Origin of the sequence: Bradyrhizobium sp. CCBAU 051011 (genome assembly GCF_009930815.1) — a bacterium.
Classification (GTDB): Bacteria; Pseudomonadota; Alphaproteobacteria; order Rhizobiales; family Xanthobacteraceae; genus Bradyrhizobium.
The window spans coordinates 6,849,321-6,866,008 of sequence record NZ_CP022222.1; the positions used below are offsets into that span (position 1 = coordinate 6,849,321).

14 protein-coding genes and 2 tRNA genes are annotated in these 16,688 nt (G+C 62.0%); 11 read left to right on the top strand and 5 right to left on the bottom strand.

The features are described from left to right. Positions 1–24 precede the first annotated feature (24 nt). From ACH79_RS32250 to ACH79_RS32275, 6 genes are all read left to right on the top strand, one after another. Positions 25–3,174: an efflux RND transporter permease subunit gene (locus tag ACH79_RS32250; protein WP_161854551.1), complete on the top strand. Its 3,150-nt coding sequence runs from the start codon at positions 25–27 to the stop codon at positions 3,172–3,174. Then, positions 3,175–6,279 (top strand): efflux RND transporter permease subunit, encoded by a 3,105-nt coding sequence (locus ACH79_RS32255; protein ID WP_161854552.1) that lies wholly within the window; start codon positions 3,175–3,177, stop codon positions 6,277–6,279. It abuts the gene before it with no gap. 36 nt (positions 6,280–6,315) lie between these two features. Next, positions 6,316–7,047: a tRNA-uridine aminocarboxypropyltransferase gene (locus ACH79_RS32260; protein WP_161854553.1), complete on the top strand. Its 732-nt coding sequence runs from the start codon at positions 6,316–6,318 to the stop codon at positions 7,045–7,047. A 226-nt stretch (positions 7,048–7,273) separates the two neighbouring features. Continuing rightward, positions 7,274–7,753 (top strand): hypothetical protein, encoded by a 480-nt coding sequence (locus ACH79_RS32265; protein ID WP_202639087.1) that lies wholly within the window; start codon positions 7,274–7,276, stop codon positions 7,751–7,753. A gap of 393 nt (positions 7,754–8,146) precedes the next feature. After that, the gene (locus ACH79_RS32270; RefSeq protein ID WP_161854554.1) at positions 8,147–9,013 is read left to right on the top strand and encodes a hypothetical protein; all 867 of its coding nucleotides are present in this window, start codon (positions 8,147–8,149) and stop codon (positions 9,011–9,013) included. Between the two features lie 69 nt (positions 9,014–9,082). Next, positions 9,083–9,763, top strand: a complete 681-nt coding sequence (locus tag ACH79_RS32275) for a hypothetical protein (protein WP_161854555.1) — start codon at positions 9,083–9,085, stop codon at positions 9,761–9,763. A 95-nt stretch (positions 9,764–9,858) separates the two neighbouring features. Here the strand turns inward: ACH79_RS32275 and ACH79_RS32280 are convergent, their stop codons facing one another. Next, positions 9,859–10,110: a hypothetical protein gene (locus ACH79_RS32280; protein ID WP_161854556.1), complete on the bottom strand. Its 252-nt coding sequence runs from the start codon at positions 10,108–10,110 to the stop codon at positions 9,859–9,861. A 353-nt stretch (positions 10,111–10,463) separates the two neighbouring features. Between ACH79_RS32280 and ACH79_RS32285 the strand changes: the two genes are divergently transcribed. Beyond that, positions 10,464–10,537: transfer RNA gene (locus ACH79_RS32285), tRNA-Cys, on the top strand. Positions 10,538–10,598: 61 nt separating this feature from the next. Here the strand turns inward: ACH79_RS32285 and ACH79_RS32290 are convergent. After that, positions 10,599–10,778, bottom strand: coding sequence for a hypothetical protein (locus ACH79_RS32290; protein ID WP_161854557.1), 180 nt, complete (start codon positions 10,776–10,778; stop codon positions 10,599–10,601). A gap of 255 nt (positions 10,779–11,033) precedes the next feature. Between ACH79_RS32290 and ACH79_RS32295 the strand changes: the two genes are divergently transcribed. Further along, a complete protein-coding gene (locus ACH79_RS32295) occupies positions 11,034–11,291 on the top strand; it encodes a hypothetical protein (RefSeq protein ID WP_161854558.1) in 258 nt (85 codons plus the stop codon). Positions 11,292–11,300: 9 nt separating this feature from the next. On the opposite strand, the gene ACH79_RS32300 is transcribed toward ACH79_RS32295, so the two are convergent. Beyond that, positions 11,301–11,954, bottom strand: a complete 654-nt coding sequence (locus ACH79_RS32300) for a TetR/AcrR family transcriptional regulator (protein WP_161854559.1) — start codon at positions 11,952–11,954, stop codon at positions 11,301–11,303. A 101-nt stretch (positions 11,955–12,055) separates the two neighbouring features. On the opposite strand from ACH79_RS32300, the gene ACH79_RS32305 reads away from it, so the two are divergent. Both ACH79_RS32305 and ACH79_RS32310 read left to right on the top strand, forming a co-directional pair. Continuing rightward, a complete protein-coding gene (locus ACH79_RS32305; protein WP_161854560.1) occupies positions 12,056–12,877 on the top strand; it encodes an NmrA family NAD(P)-binding protein in 822 nt (273 codons plus the stop codon). 2 nt (positions 12,878–12,879) lie between these two features. Next, on the top strand, positions 12,880–13,365 hold the full coding sequence (locus tag ACH79_RS32310; RefSeq protein ID WP_161854561.1) for a DUF1772 domain-containing protein: 486 nt from the start codon (positions 12,880–12,882) through the stop codon (positions 13,363–13,365). A 66-nt stretch (positions 13,366–13,431) separates the two neighbouring features. Here the strand turns inward: ACH79_RS32310 and ACH79_RS32315 are convergent, their stop codons facing one another. After that, on the bottom strand, positions 13,432–14,157 hold the full coding sequence (locus ACH79_RS32315) for a choice-of-anchor K domain-containing protein (RefSeq protein ID WP_202639088.1): 726 nt from the start codon (positions 14,155–14,157) through the stop codon (positions 13,432–13,434). A 1,136-nt stretch (positions 14,158–15,293) separates the two neighbouring features. On the opposite strand from ACH79_RS32315, the gene ACH79_RS32320 reads away from it, so the two are divergent. Then, positions 15,294–15,731 carry a hypothetical protein gene (locus ACH79_RS32320; protein WP_161854562.1) on the top strand — a complete coding sequence of 146 codons (438 nt, stop codon included), beginning with the start codon at positions 15,294–15,296 and terminating at the stop codon, positions 15,729–15,731. A 716-nt stretch (positions 15,732–16,447) separates the two neighbouring features. Here the strand turns inward: ACH79_RS32320 and ACH79_RS32325 are convergent. Beyond that, positions 16,448–16,522, bottom strand: a tRNA-Asn gene (locus ACH79_RS32325). Positions 16,523–16,688 lie beyond the last annotated feature (166 nt).

The window sequence follows — 16,688 nt, forward strand, 5'->3', positions numbered from 1 at the left end:
TCGCAAAGTCATGAGTACGCAACCATGAGCGTCTCCGAACCGTTCATCCGCCGGCCGATCGCAACCTCGCTGTTAGGGATTGCGCTGATGATCGGCGGCGCGCTCGGCTATTGGGCGCTGCCGGTATCGGCGCTGCCGCAAGTCGATTTCCCGACCGTGCAGGTGACGACGCAACTGCCGGGCGCCAGTCCCGATGTGGTCGCGTCCCTGATCACGGCGCCGCTGGAACGCCAGCTTGGGCAGATCCCGTCGCTGTCGTCGATGCAGTCGACCTCTTCGTACGGCGTCAGCCAGATCTCGCTGCAATTCGACCTCAACCGCGACATCGACGGCGCCACCCAGGACGTGCAGGCCGCGATCAACGCCGCCGCCGGAATCCTGCCGAAAAACCTGCCGTATCCGCCGACCTACGCCAAGGTGAACCCGGCCGACGCGCCGGTCCTGACGCTCGCGCTGACGTCGGAGACGATTTCGCTGCGTGCGATGAGCGATATCGCCGACACCATTCTCGGCCAGCGGCTCAGCCAGATTTCCGGCGTCGGGCGCGTCGCCATCCTCGGCGGACTGAAGCCTGCGGTGCGGGTGCAGGCCGATCTGGCGCGGCTCGCCGCCTACGGCATCTCGATGGAGGATCTGCGCAACGCCATCGCGGGCGCCAACGTGTCGGGGCCGAAGGGATCGCTCGACGGCGCGCAGCAGGCCTACACCATCGCCGCCAACGACCAGATCGCGGCGGCGGAGGCCTATAAACCGATCATCATCGCCTATCGTAACGGCTCGCCGGTCACCATCGGCGACGTGGCCATTATCATCGACGGGCTGGAGAACGATCGGACCGGCGGCTGGTACCAGGGCACGCCGGCCGTGATCATCGACATCCAGCGGCAGCCCGGCGCCAACGTGATCGAGGTCGTCAGGCAGATCCGCGAGGAAATCCCCAAGGTACAGCGCGCGATCCCGGCCGGCGTCAATCTGAACATCGTCTCCGACCGGACCGTCACCATTCGCGCGTCCGTCCGCGACGTGCAGTTCACGCTGATCCTTTCCGTGGTGCTGGTGACGCTGGTGGTGCTGTTGTTCCTGCGGTCGCTGCGCGCGACCCTGATCGCGGGCGTGGCGCTGCCGCTGTCGCTGATCACGAGCTTCGGCATCATGTATTTCTGCGGTTTCAGCCTCGACAATCTGTCGCTGATGGCGCTGACGATCGGCACCGGCTTCGTGGTCGACGATGCCATCGTGATGATCGAGAACATTGTCCGCCACATGGAAAACGGCGAGTCCGTGATGGAGGCGTCGCTGAAGGGCGCCAGCGAAATCGGCTTCACCGTGATCTCGCTGACGGTGTCGCTGATCGCGGTCTTCATCCCGCTTCTGTTCATGTCCGGGCTGGTCGGGCGCATGTTCCGCGAGTTTGCGCTGACGCTGACGATCGCGGTCGTGACCTCGGCGATCGTGTCGCTGACGCTGACGCCGATGATGTGTTCGCGGCTCCTGAAGCATGTCGGGGAGGAGATGACGGTGCCAGGCCTTGCCGCCGTCAGCCGCTTCATCGACCGCATGGTCGCCTTCTACCATCGCACGCTGCTGTGGGTGCTGCAGCGCCAGCGCGCGACGCTGATGGTGACCTTTGCCACCATTATCGCGACGCTTCTGATGTATGTGGTCGCGCCGAAGGGCTTCCTGCCGCTGCAGGACACCGCGTCGATTACCGCGGTGACCGAGGCCGGCCCCGATGTTTCCTTTGCCGAGATGCAGAGCCGTCAGGCGGCGGCTGCCGCCGCGATCCAGGCAGATCCGGAGGTGGTCGGCGTGGTTTCCGTCATCGGCGCAGGGTCCGTCAACCCGACCACCAATGTCGGGCGGCTGGTGATGACGCTGAGGCCGCGCGGCGAGCGGGAGGATGACATTTCGGCCGTGGTCGACCGGCTGAAGCAGCGAACCGCCTCGATCCCCGGCATGACGATCTACTTCCAGCCGGTGCAGGACGTGCAGATCTCGACCCAGTCGAGCCGCTCGCAGTACCAGTACACGCTGACCGGCACCGATGCGGCGGAAGTGTCGCTGTGGTCGCAGAAGCTCATTGCCGAAATGCGCAGGGACCCTCTGTTCCGCGACGTCTCCTCGGAAGCGCAGGAAGGCGGCCTGCGCGCCGCGCTCAACATCGATCGTCAACGCGCCGGCCAGCTCGGCGTCAGCATCCAGGCGGTCAACGACACCCTCAACGACGCCTTCGCGCAGCGGCAGATTTCGACGATTTACGGCCAGGCCAACCAGTACCGCGTGGTGCTGGAGGCGATGCCGATGTACCAGCGCGATCCCTCGATCCTCTCGAAGCTTTATCTGCCGGGGGCCGCGAGTGCCACCGTCGGCGCGCCCAACGCCCAGGTGCCGCTGTCGGCGGTAGCGACGCTGACTCGCACCACGGCGCCGCTGGCGATTTCGCATCTGGCGCAGTTTCCGGCCGTCTCGCTCAGCTTCAACCTTGCACCCGGCGAGGCGCTTGGCGATGCCGTCGAGGCGGTCAAGAAGATCGAGACCAGGATCGGCATGCCCGGCAGCATCGTCGGCGTCTATGCAGGCGATGCGGCCGAATTCTCCAAGTCGCTGACCGGCCAGCCCTGGCTCATCCTGGCGGCAATCGTCACCATCTACATCGTGCTGGGCGTGCTCTACGAGAGCTACATCCACCCGATCACCATTCTCTCGACGCTGCCCTCTGCAGGCGTCGGCGCCATTCTGGCGCTGATGCTGTTCGGGCAGGACCTGTCGGTGATCGGCCTGATCGGCATCATTCTGTTGATGGGCATCGTCAAGAAGAACGCGATCATGATGATCGACTTCGCGCTGGAGGCGGAGCGGCATCAGGGCATGTCGCCTTCCGAGGCGATCGTGCAGGCCTGCCTGTTGCGCTTCCGCCCGATCATGATGACGACGCTGGCCGCGTTGTTCGGCGCATTGCCGCTGGCGATCGAGAGCGGCACCGGCGCCGAATTGCGCTTTCCGCTCGGCATCTCCATCATCGGCGGTCTGCTGCTGAGCCAGTTGCTGACGCTCTATACGACGCCGGTGATCTATCTGGCGCTCGACCGGATCAATCGCAAAATCGAGAAGGCCGTGCCGGACCCAGGGCCGCCCGGACCCACGGTCGCCGGCGCCACCGAGGGGATGCAATAGATGGCATCGATCTCGGAGCCCTTTATCCGGCGGCCGGTGGGCACCACGCTGCTGGCGATCGGGCTCTTCCTGGTCGGCATCGTCGCCTACGTCTTCCTGCCGGTGTCATCGGTTCCGAACGTCGATTTCCCGATGATCCGGGTGTCCGCCACGCGGCCCGGGGCCGATCCTTCCGTCATGGCCTCGACCGTCGCCGCCCCGCTGGAACGTCGGCTCGGCCAGATCGCGGGTCTCGATCAGATCACGTCGACCAGTTCGCTCGGCACCACCAGCATCCAGTTGCAATTCTCGATCGGCCGCGACATCGACCGCGCCGCGCGTGATGTGCAGGCCGCGATCAATGCCTCGCTGGCGGATCTGCCGAGCGACCTGCCGTCGCTGCCGCGATTCCGCAAATCCAATCCCGCAGCCGCCCCGGTGTTCGTGCTGGCGCTGACCTCGAAGACGCTGACGACGAGCGCGATGTATGACGTCGCCGACACCGTGATCGCGCAACGCATCTCGCAGGTGCCGGGTGTCGGCGAGGTCACGGTCTCTGGCGCCGATCAGCCGGCGGTGCGGATCGCGCTAAATCCTGTGGCGCTGTCGAATGCTGATATCGCCACCGACGACGTTCGTCAGGCGATCATCAACGCCAATCCGCTCGGACCGGTCGGGATCTTCAACGGCGGCCGCCAGAGTGAGACGATCTCGACCAACCGGCAGATGCGCACCGCGATCGAATTCCGCGACATCATCATCAAGAGCGCGGGCGGCAATTTCGTTCGCCTTGCCGACGTCGCCGACGTCGAGGATTCCGTCCGCAACAGCCGCTCGATCGCCTGGTTCAACAAACAGCCGGCCGTGCTGATCCAGATCACCAAGCAGGGCGATGCCAATGTGATCGACACCGTCGATCGGGTGAGGGCGCTCATTCCCGAACTGAAGCAGTGGCTGCCTGGCGGGGTGGAGATTTCCACGCTGGTCGACCGCACCGGCACCATCCGCGCCAGCGTGCTCGACATGCAGTTCACGCTGCTGGCGACGGCTTTTCTGGTGATGGTGGTGGTATTCGCGTTCCTGCGGCGGCTGACGCCGACAATCGCAGCCGGCGTCTCGGTGCCCTTGGCGCTGGCCGGCACCTGCGCCGGGATGTGGCTCGCCGGCTTCTCGATCGACAATCTGTCGCTGATGGCGCTGGCAATCTCCGTCGGCTTCGTGGTCGACGATGCCATCGTCATGATCGAGAACATGTACCGCAACCTCGAACAGGGCATGGCGCCGTATCCGGCAGCGCTGGAAGGCGCGAAACAGATCGGCTTTACCGTGCTGTCGATCAGCCTGTCCCTGATCGCGGCGTTTACGCCGCTGATCTTCATGGACGGCATCGTCGGCCGGCTGCTGCGTGAGTTCTCGCTGACGCTAACCTTTGCCATCGTGGTCTCGACCGTGGTCTCGCTCACGGTCACGCCGATGATCTGCGCGCATTACATCAAGGAAGCGACGTCAGACCGCGCGACCTGGTTCGACCGCCTGGTCGAGGGCACGCTGTCGCGCATCGTCGCCTTCTATGCCCGGACCCTGCGCGCGGTATTGAACTTCCCGTTTCTGACCTTGCTCGTGTTCTTTGCCACCATCGCGCTGACGGTGGTGCTCTACATCAAGACCCCGAAGGGCTATTTTCCGACCGACGACAGCGGGTTCGTCATCGGCTCCACGCGCGCTTCTGCGGATACCTCGTTCCAGGCGATGCTGGGCCTGCAGCAGCAACTGGCTGACATCGTGATGGCCGATCCGGCGGTCGCTGGCGTCGGCTCCTCGCTTGGCGGCAGCGCCGGGCCGGGCGGCGGCGGCTCCAACCGCGGCACCATGTTCATCAGCCTGAAGCCGCCGGAGGAGCGGGAAGGCGTGTCGACGGCGCAGGTGATCGATCGCCTGCGGCGCAATCTTTACCGGGTGGCCGGCATCCGCCTGTTCATGTTCGCGGCGCAGGACATCCGCACTGGCGGCCGGCAGAGCGATTCCGACTATCAATATACGCTGTCGAGCACCAACCTCGACCTCCTGCAGAAATGGGCTCCCATCGTCGCCAAGCGCATGGAGACGGTGGAGGGCATCACCGACATTTCCAGTGACCGCGATCCCGGCGGATTGCAATTGTCGCTGGTGATCGACCGCAAGGCCGCATCGAGCCTGGGTGTTCGCGTCCAGGACATCGACAATGCCCTCAACAATGCATTCGCGCAGCGGCAGATTTCGATCATCTATACCCAGCGCAACCAGTACATGGTGGTGTTGGAGATCGACCCGAAATTCCAGGCGGATCCGTCAAATCTGGAGCGCATTTTCGTGGCCGGCGCCAACGACGCCCAGGTGCCGCTATCGGCCGTGGTGCGCTACCAGCGCGGCCTGTCGGCGCTCGCTGTGTATCACTCGCAATCGTTCCCCTCGACCACGGTCTCATTCAATCTGCTGCCTGGCGTGCCGCTGGAGGTCGCGACCACAAACATCCAGCGTGCGGTCGATGAACTGCATATGCCGGAAGGCATTCGCGGCAGTTTTGACGGCAACGCCGGCGATTTCAACAAGACCAGCGGACGCCAGCCGTTGTTGATCCTCGGCGCGCTGGTGGCGATGTATATCGTGCTCGGCGTGCTCTATGAGAGCCTGGCCCATCCGATCACGATCATCTCGACCTTGCCGTCGGCGGGTTTGGGGGCGCTGCTGGCACTGCAGGTAACCAACACGCCGCTCACCGTGATCGCCTTCGTCGGCATCATCCTCTTGATCGGCATCGTCAAGAAGAACGGTATCATGATGGTCGATTTCGCGCTCGATGCCGAGCGCAACCGCGGCCTGTCCTCGGCGGACGCGATCTTCGAGGCCTGCCGCGCCCGCTTCCGCCCGATTCTGATGACGACGATGGCGGCGCTGTTTGCCGGCATTCCGCTGGTGATCGCCACCGGCCCCGGCACCGAGCTGCGCCGGCCGCTCGGCATCACCATCATCGGCGGCTTGTTCGTCTCCCAGATACTGACGCTGTATACGACGCCGGTGATCTACCTGCTGATCGACCGGCTGCGGCAGCGATCGCGGCCGGCCGCGGTGGCAGCCCCCGCCGAATAGTTGAACACCCGGCCACGGACAGCGTATAGCGGGCGGATGTCAGACCCATCCAATTCCCAGACCGCCGCCGTCGTGGAGGCCGTTCCGGACTGTCCGCGTTGCGGCAAGCCGCTGCCGCTCTGCATCTGCGACAGCGTGACCCCGATCCAAAGCAGGATCTCGCTGCTGATCCTGCAACATCCGCAGGAGCAGGACAGGACGCTCGGCACTGCGCGGCTGACGGCGCAGCATTTCGAGGATGCGGTGGTCAAAATCGGCCTGTCCTGGCCGAGCCTGTCCAAAGCGTTGGGACGGACGGTTCACGATCCCTCGCGCTGGGCCGTGCTTTATCTCGGCTCGGCCAAGGTCGCTGACCTCGATACCGATGCCGAGATCGTCGCGATCAACCGCAAGGGCGAAATCGAGCCGCACCAGCGCGCCATCCTCGGAGATATCGAGGGCGTCGTGCTGCTAGACGGAACCTGGAGCCAGGCCAAGGCGCTGTGGTGGCGCAATGCGTGGATGCTGAAGTGCCAGCGCGTCATTCTTGGGCCGAAGCGCCCGTCGCGTTACGGCAAGCTGCGCAAGGAGCCGCGCCGTGACGGTCTTTCCACCATCGAAGCCGCAGGTCTGCTGCTGGCGAAGCTCGAGAAGCGGCCCGAGATCGCCGAGGCGCTCAACGCCAGCTTCGATCGGATGCTTGCGCGGTATCGCGAAGTGCAGGCGGAGATGCCGGAGGTCGCGCCGAAGCCGAAGAAGCGGGATTGGCGACGACGGAAACGGGGTTAACGGCGGCGTTCGAAGGGATTGTTGGCGCAGGCCCGTGTCTTCGCGCGTCACGCGCTATGGCGTTGTTACACTCGCAGTGCTGAGTCTGCGACGAGCCTGGTTCCAATGTCGGGTTTAAGACATAGCTACCCCTTGTTTGCCCAGAAACGGCTGTGGACAATGGTGACACCGCTCTTGACGATGCTAAGTTCGTCACCCTCCGCGTAACAATTTGGAGCGATAGTCGATGACTTTAAGCACAGAAATTCTCACGCGTTCTCCATTACTCGACGCTGATGAACTTGAAGGGGAAATCGGCAACATCATCCATAGAACCCGCCGAGGCCCGGTGATCGGAGGAGCGTCTGACGGCTACGATCATCCGTTGCCGAAGGGCCCGATGCCCGACTACGTCGAGCACAGGGAAGGGGTTAATCAGGTCGGCAAACTATCGGCCGAAGCCGTGGTCCGCGAATACGACGCGGCAGTAAAAGAGATCGAAGCGCTCGGCGCTGAACTGTCCGAGGCCGCCAAGAAATGTGAGGCGATGGTCGCGGGCGTTCACGCCATGGTGACCGAGATCAGGGAGTTGGCGGCGAACTATCGCGAGGAAGGCAAGCGCTACTTCCTGCAGATCGAGGATTGCTCCTTGATGACGTCCGAAGTCCGTACCGTCTGTGAAGCGCTCAAAAAGAAAATCGCGGCGGGCAGTAGTCTCGCGGCCTGATGTTCCGGCTTTGGCCGGTCCTGCTGGTGGTCGCGCCATTCGTCGTCGCGGCCATTAGCTGGATATTCTAACGGCGTACCGGCTGTTCACGCCGATAAAACAAGCCGCCCACGGCGGCCTGAGGCTGCGCCCAACGCGCCATTGTGGCGATATGTCGCCAAACGCCGCGACCGGAAACCGGGAGCCATTTGCGGGCTTAACGATTATCTGGGGCCATATGCATCTGTAATCCAGCGGCTGGGCACGGCCGTCTTCAGCACCGATCTACAGGGCTTGAGATGACGAAGCGGTGGATAGCCGTCTTCGAAGTCCACGGATTCGCCCCGCAAATGCTGGATTGGAACGGACGGAACCGTCTCTGCTTTCGTTCTCCAGGGAAAGAATATTCACGCTTTGCCGTCTAAGATCTCTTCGCATCTTCCTTTCGGTGGCACCGAACTCAGCCTCCGGAAGAAATTTCGCCTGTTCTTCACGGTCGGTGCCGTCGTGCTGGTGCTGGGTAGCGTCAAGGCGATGGTTCACTACTTCGAGTTCGAATTCCTCGATCTCAACGGCCTGGTGACGAGCGGCATCGGCGGCGCCATCTTCATCATCGGCTTCCTGCTGTCGAGCATTCTCAAGGACTACAAGGAAGCCGAGCAAATTCCGACGGTGCTGCGCACCGCGATCGAAGCAATCGACGGCGATCTGGAATGCTTCGCGCCGACCAACGAGCGCTTCAATCTCAGGGAAGCGCGGCTGATCCTCCTCGGAGTGATCGAAAAGCTGCGTGACGGCCTCGGCCACGCCTACGACCACAAGAACATTTCCCCCGTGCTCGCCGAGCTTGGCAGGCTGACGCCTATCCTCGGAAGGCTGGAGGGCATGGGCATGGCCGCGAATTTCGTCGTTCGCCTCCGCGCCAACCAGGATGCGATCCGCCGCGCGCTGCTACGGATCTACACCATACAGCGCGTCGAGTTCGTGCCGTCGGTGCACGTCCTGGTGCAGACGCTGGTGTTGTCCATCATCATCCTGCTGCTTCTCCTGAAGACAGAAGGCGATCCGGCGGCCGCCCTGTTGTTTGGGTTCATCACCTATATGTTCGTCTACGTCCTGTACCTGATCCGGCTGCTCGAACAGCCCTTCGCCAAGGGGCGCGGCTCCGTCGACGACGTCAGCTTCTTCCTGCTGGACGAACTGGAGGAGCAATTGCGCCGCTCGCTCGATCACGACAGCGGACGGCGGCGGCTCCAGGCAATAGAGCGGGTCGGCAATTGAAGGGTCTGAGAGTTGCTCCCTTCTTTCGCTCCCACTATGACTAACGTTGATGCAAGCGGGAGCACCGGGATGGAATTGGCTGCGCAGTTGCGCCTGTCGAAGCAGGCCGGGATCGATCTTGTCTTCTTCTGCGCCGTTCCGTTCGTGCTGGCGATGCTGTCGGCCGTTCTCGGACCGTATGCGGTCATCATGGGAGCCGCCGGCGCGACCGCCTATGTTCTCTCGCTCGCCCTTGTTCCCTGGTGGCTGGCCGGCCTCGCCACCCAATTGGTGAGCAAGCGCGTTCAGGGAAGACTGCCGCTTTGGCTGGTCGCGGCCATCGGCGCCATTATCTCCGGCCCGTTCGTGTCGCTGTATGTCTATTTCATCAATTTGATCGCCGGCGACATCTGGCCCGCTCTGGACACCTTGCGGCCGGCGACCTTCGGCGCAGAACATCTCAAAGCGGCCGCCCTGTCGGAGGGACGCGCCATCGTTCTCTGGATTGCTTTCGTCGTCATTTTCCGGGAGACGCTGGGTTGGCAGCGGTTTGCTGCGCCAACCAGGGAAGCGAGCCGCGAGGAGCGCTTCCAACTGAGCGGCGCTGAATGGACCGCGGAAGACGATGCGCTGCTGCGATTGTTGATCGGCAGCGGCAAGCCGCCGAGGGCCATTGCGCTGGAAATGAAGCGCACCGTCGGAGGCATCCGCGCAAGGACTGCCAAGCTTGGGCTTAGGAACAATCGCCTCGGCGATACCTCCGCCGACTGAGGTGCGTTGCGCTGCGCAAGCGAGGGCGGGCGGTTTACCTCAGCCCAAGGAGGGGCTCGGCGGCGCCGCTTGAGGCCCTTCTCTCGTTCAGGCAATCAGCTCAGGTACCTGGCGACCTCGAATGTGAATGTCACTTGCAGGACAGGGCCACCCTCGTTTCTGACCTCGACCGCCATTCGACGGTTTTTGCTGCCATCGTATTTTGGGGAGCGCACTGAATCCCCGGCCATTTCTGCTAAGGTTTTCGCGGCCTCTTCCTGGACAGACGCGATGCTCGATAGCTCCATTCCTTCTTCATCAAATGATAGATCGTCTCCGTCTCGAAAGTCGAAGTAGTAGCGTGGCATTGGCCCTCATCCAGCTAAGTCAGCGTGAGAGCTACAGAAACCAGACTTCGTCTGTTCTCAATCAGACATTGGTTTATTCGGCTGACTAGATTGGGAACGCTGAGGCCTAACCGGCCGCTCGCCTTCAAGTGCGCAGGTGCCGATTAATTAGCCCACTCGCGCTCCTTCGCGAGCAGCCGGTAGCAGGCCACAGGTTTAGTTTAGGATGCCACTGAACCTGATCTTGTGGACGGTGCCACGCCAGACCGCCCGCGAGTTTAAAAATGCGACGGATCAGAATTTCAGAACTTTGGGAGAGGCGTAGAGGCAGGTTGCCTAAGTGATTGATCGCCTGTATTGATCCGCCCCGATGGGGCCACGTGGCGGAGTGGTTACGCAACGGTCTGCAAAACCGTGTACACCAGTTCAATTCTGGTCGTGGCCTCCATCCATATAATCAATGACTTAGACCGATTATATGAGGCCGCCGCAAGGCCAGCCGTGCCGTTTCAGTAGGCGGCCTGCCAGCCCTCAGGGAACGGAACCAGCGGCCAGAGGGTCCGGTTGTCGTTGGCGGCGCGCGGCGACGGATAAGAGCGCTGAGTCTGGACCACGAAATCATCCTCCGGTGCTGGCGCGATCGCCGTCTGAACGGCTTCCAGCAGCAAATTGTATTCAACTTCGCTCATCGCGCGCTCCGGGGTTCCAGAGGGCGACGGTCGCAAAACAAGTTTGTTTCCAGATTGAGCAGATCGCTCGAATTTTAACGATTCGGCGGCCGCGGCAAGGCTGGTTAATGAAATGTTGAGTTCCCCGCGCGAACCCTAGGCTTCTCGCACGCGAGGCGCGTGTGAGAAAAATCACATTTTGCAAAATTTAGTTCGCGTATCCGGCTGGATGACGCCCGCCTTGTCAGAGGCGGGTGCAATCCAGGAGGCGCGGTCATGAAGGCAAGGTTTGCGCGAAGTGCAGCACTCTTTCGTCGTTCCCGCCGGGCTTCGACGCTCGGTTTCCTGCTGGTGTTGATGGCGAGCGGCTCAGTCCATGCCCAGCAGGGCACGCCGGAACAGCGCAGGGCCTGTGCGCCGGACGTCTACCGGCTCTGCGCCGGCGAAATTCCCAATGCGCGGGCGATCACCGCCTGCCTGCGCCGGCAAAAGGCGAGCCTGAGTTCGGCCTGCGCGGCGGTGTTCGAGCGGTGAGGGTGCGCCTCACGCCTCCAGCGCGGCGAGATTCTTCGGCAGCATCCGCTTGAACAGAGTGAGGATGCGGGCGGCTTCCTTCGCCTCCTGCGTGATGGCGTGGCGGACGGTCGCAGCGATCAGCGTCATCATCAGTTGGGAAAACGAGGCCAGTGCGGATGCGGGCGCGTCGGGCGCGATCCGCCGCAGCGCCTCGCCGAGCAGCCCGGCAAGATAGGCGCCGTCTTCCTCGTCAAGTTTCTGCAGGGCGCGGTCGGCCTGCGTCGCCTGCCAGATGTCGCGCATGACAGGCACGTCCATGAACATCCGGTAGTAGCTGTCGGTAATGCGGCATAAGGCCGGATGCAGATCGCGGGCAGCCCTGACCACGGCGAGGTCGCGCCGGACGCAGTCGCGGCCGACCGCGTTGTAGCGCTCCGCCAGCGTGCCGATGATCGCCGTCTTGTCCGGAAAGTACTGATAGAGCGAGCCGAACGGCACTCCGCTGCGTTCGACGACGTCGCTCATGCGGAAGGCTTCGCTGCCTTTCTCCGCCATCAGCTCCGCAGCACATGCGAGGATCTTTTCGAACCGCTCGCGGCTGCGCTGCTGGGTCGGGACCAGGCGTGCCAACGCAGGCGCAGCCTCAGCTGTTGTTTTCTGTCCAGCTTTCGCCCGCGGCATCGGCCCTCTCACATAAAAGCGACTTGACGTTACCAATACGAGAGTTTATCGGATTTTGCAAATACGAGATATTCTCGTGTTGTGTCCTGAAAGGATTTCTCATGTCGGAACTCCCGATTCTGATCATCGGCGGCGCGGGCAAGACCGGTGCGCGCGTCAATGCGCTGCTGCAGTCGCGCGGCATCCCGACCCGGGCGGTGTCGCGCTCGACGCCTGTGCCGTTCGACTGGACCCGGCCCGAGACATGGCCGGCCGCGCTTTCTGGCGCCGCGATGGCCTATGTCACCTATCAGCCGGATCTTTCGGTCGAAGGCGCCGCCGAGGCGATCGCGGAGGTCGGCCGGCTGGCGCGCGAGAACGGTCTCGAGCGCGTCGTCCTATTGTCGGGTCGCGGCGAGCCTGGCGCGCAGCGGGCGGAGGCGGCGCTGCAGCAGTCCGGCGTGCCCTGGACCATCGTGCGCGCAAGCTGGTTCAACCAGAACTTTTCCGAAGGCTATCTGCTTGACGGCGTGCTGGCCGGCGAGATCGCACTGCCGGCGGGCGCCGTGCCCGAACCGTTCATCGACGCCGACGACATCGCCGAGGTCGTAGTCGCGGCGCTGACTGACCCGCGCCATGCCGGCAAGCTCTATGAGGTGACGGGACCGCGCGCGCTGACGTTTGCGCAAGCGGTTGCCGAGATCGCCCAGGCCGCGGGGCGGCCGGTGCAGTACCGGCAGGTCGCACCGCAGGAGTTTGCCGCCGCCATGCGGCCCCATGTGCCTGACGACGTCATCGAGCTGATGCTGGAGCTGTTTACCGTCGTGCTCGACGGCCGCAATTCTGATGTCGCGCATGGCGTCGAGCAGGCGCTCGGCCGTCCGGCGCGGGACTTTTCCGACTATGCAAGCCGGACCGCCGCGACCGGTGTGTGGAGGACTTGATCATGCTGCAGATGTTGATCACCGGCTTGCTGTGGTTCTCCGCCATCGGCTGCGGCCTGCTCGCCGGGCTCTACTTTGCGTTCTCGACTTTCATCATGACGGCGTTCGACCGTATCGGACAGGCCGCTGGCATCGCCGCGATGAATGCGATCAATGCCGTCATCGTGCAGTCGCTGTTCCTGCCGGTGTTTCTGGCAACGACGGCAACGAGCGCCGCGCTGGCGGTGATGGCGCTGTTGCGCTGGGGTGAGCCGGGCGCAATAGCGATGCTGGTCGGCGGCGTGCTCTACGTGCTCGGCATGTTCGTCGTCACGATGACCTTCAACGTGCCGCTGAACAACGCGCTTGCCGCGGCCGATCCCGCAAGTCAGGAGGCCGCTTCGCTGTGGGCGCGCTATCTGACGGACTGGACGTTTTGGAACCACGTGCGGACGGTCGCGTCCACGGCCGCTTGCGCGCTGTTCATTGCTGCCATTGCGGCGCAATAGGAAGAGCCGACAAAGAAAAAGCCGCCCGGAGCAGGGCGGCTTTCGAATTGCCTTCCGCGCGAGCGATCAGGCCGCGGTGAGCGCGCTGCCGCTGCGCTTGCGGCGATAGGCCATGAAGCCGACGCCCGCAAAACCGAGGATCATCATCGCCCAGGTCGAGGGTTCCGGGACCGGAGGCGCGGCTGTTTCGAAGGTGAAGTCCGCCAGGATTTTGAGCGTCGACGTCTTGCCCTCGGGGTTCGTCCATTTGTCGGTGTATTTGTCGTACCATCCATCACCATATTCAGCGAAGTGGATGTCGGACACCGTAACGCCATTGAGGGTGAACGGACCAAGGTTGTTGAGCAGCGTCTGGCTGATGTTGAACACGTTGTCAGGCGACGGGTTGGTCGTCTGCTGGATGTTCAGGTTGAACTCCTGAAAATCAGATGAGCTGCCCGGCGAGGTGAAGTTCAGGGTGAAAGTGTATTTGACGTTGAAGTTCTGGTCGGTGTTGTAGGTCGCAAGATTCACCCAGGTGATCTTGCCGATGACGTAATCGTCCTTGTTTGTCGTGATGTTGCCGGTGATATCGGTGATGGTCAGCGTGCTCGGCTTGTTGTTATTCGCCGCGCCAGACATTTTGAGCACGTTGTTGTTATTGGTGATGGAGCAGCCGGGGCTGCCGCCGTTGCAATTCGAGATGCTGGAAAAATTGCCGTCACCGGTGAAGCTCACGAGCGCTGCATTTGCCGGTGAATGCACGAGACCGGCGAGCAAACCTGCGGCCAATAATTTAAATGTCCTGCTCATAGTAAGACGCCTCGTTTTTAATATCAATTTTATTTAATAGAACCTTTTCAGATATTATATAGGTAGTCAAGTGTGGAGCTTTTAATTTCCCAAATTAAATGTCGTGAGGTTGCATGGCAACTTGTGTTCGCTTAGCCCGGTAGCCAGTGACGCGGCTGGGCTGGCAAGGGCTACACCAGATCCGAAGTTATTGGGTCAGGTGCGCGAGCATGGCCTCACAGGCATTCTGGGCTTCGGCGAACGTCTTAAAGGGTGATCCGCCCAACCTGATGGCCGTCCTGTTGAAATTGATGGGGCGCCAAGAAGCTACAAAGCCGGGCTGCCCATGGAGCCCAGGGCCATTCCTACTCTCATTGCTGATTACAAACGAGTAGCCGAGTTCACTCGCGCTCCAAATCTCTAGCTCCACTGTCGCGGGAGCAACGCGGCTGAAGTGCAGGGCCATTCCACCATCCAGCGAACTCTAAACGGCCCCAGGAATTCGACCTGGTGCCGCCACCTTTGGCAGGTCTTCTTCCGGCCTGGGGACATCGGCCGGAAGTGAGGATTCGACGCCTCGCCCTGCCGGGAGTTCCAGCGATTGTAACTTTTTCCGGACGGTAGCGACGGCTGGCTTGACCAAGAAGAAGCGGTCCGGCGTGATTACCCCTAGCTCTCGTGGATTGCGAGGCCGAGCCGGTGGCGCTTTAATGATCGGCCATGGGCACCAAATCGCGAGAGTTAATCTGCGGCGGTCAGATCGTGGGAGCCGAGATCCGCGCGCAGAGCGTCCGGCAGGCCGTCAGCGAGGCCGTAAGTGAATGTCACAACGAGACTTGAACATTGCGGCCATCGCCGCCGTTATCGGGTGGGTTGGATTCTGCCTGTATATGAGCTGGTTCTAACTACGTTTTTGGCGGTCAGCCCAGCGCGCGGTTGAGCTGGGGGGCTCCGCGAGATCGGCGGACTCTAATTTCGCGGCCGGGATAGCCGGGATAGAAGACAGGCGAAGCGCGGACCTCTTTCGTATCCCGCTAAGGGACGACCTGTCAGGCTACGTTCCGAAGGGTGCGCACCCATCTGACGCAGGGCAGGCCGCGCCAATTACCGGCTCGTAGTGAGGGGAACGAATCGATCGCTGTCGGTTTACTAACTAGATGAGCGACTTCACCCCAAGTAATCGTGTTAGCAGCGAGCCAAGACGACCACGCCGAATATTGCCGTGGATTCTTCTTCTCGCGGTTGCCATCGGTGCAGTGCTTTGGGCCAGCAATCGTATTGGATACGACAACTCGCAAGAAGCTGTTGTTCGGCCCAAGGCTGAACTGTCTGCGGCTGCAGAGATTGCCGACAAGACGGCTAGAGAAGCTGTGGCCAATCTCCAGCAAATGATCCAAGAGCTGCGGGCAGAACAGCAACGGGTCGCGGAACAGATCAGCGGTCTCCAGCGGCAGCTATCAGCGGAGCAGGGCGGGCGGAAGTTGCTGTCGGAACAGGTGGGTGGGCTTTCCGCTCGCGTGGATAGCCTCCGAGGATCGAATGCGGCAGCGCCGCCCAATCCGCAACAACCTGCCAAGAAAGGACGCGAACAATGATTGTCGCTAAGCGTCATTTCGCTCTTTCTTGACCGACAGGTGGTGGGCTGCTCCGGCATCATATTGCATCGCTGAGAGCGATTTCTTCGCCTTCGGCCCCAGATCGACAAGTCTACGGAATCCCCGCAATGAGCTTCACTGCGGCGGATCGCGCCTGACATCTCGAAACTCCGAGGGACCTTTGATGAGCGGCGCACACGAGTGACAGTCTAGCGCTTATTTTTTAGAGAAGCCGACTGGGTCTGCGGCGATCTGCGGCGCGGATCGAGCCTAATGGTGGGGAAGGTCTACCGGCTCACGTTTCAGGGATCGCCGCTCGTGTGATCGAGCCGCCTGCTAATGTGCAAACAAGGAACTACCCCTACCTCGTTGAGAGCCTCATCCTGAGAAGTCGTTGGTGGGTCAACGAACGTGGCGAGCCGGACAATATCTACTCGCCACACTTGATAGTTGCCACTTCCGGTGAAGGTGAGATCGAAAGCGAGGTTGGCGCCTCTGTTCAAGGTCAAGTATCCGGCGGGAAGTACTTTCGTAGCGTCAGTCGGATTGCGAAGGAGAGCGCGACGCAAACCGCGATCGCGATGCCGGCAAATTCAGGCATGGAAAAATGCTTGGCGTTGAAATGTGCCGGATGTTGCCCGCAGTGTTGCCCCGAGACGGCCGGCTGAAGCTGCTGGCGGATCTAACTTAATAAATTGCTGTAAAATATAGCCTTTTGGCTCCCCGGGCTGGATTCGAACCAGCGACCATTCGATTAACAGTCGAATGCTCTACCGCTGAGCTACCGAGGAATAGGCGAACCAAAGGTTCGCGAGCGGGGAGCGTATAACAAAGCCTTCCGGGCTTGCAAAGGACCAAATCGCGGCCAGCGCATTTGCTTGAAGCGGGCCGGAAGTTGCTGCGCGACAATGATTTGTCGGCATTTTAGGCATCCGGGGGCGGGCAGCGGAACCAATC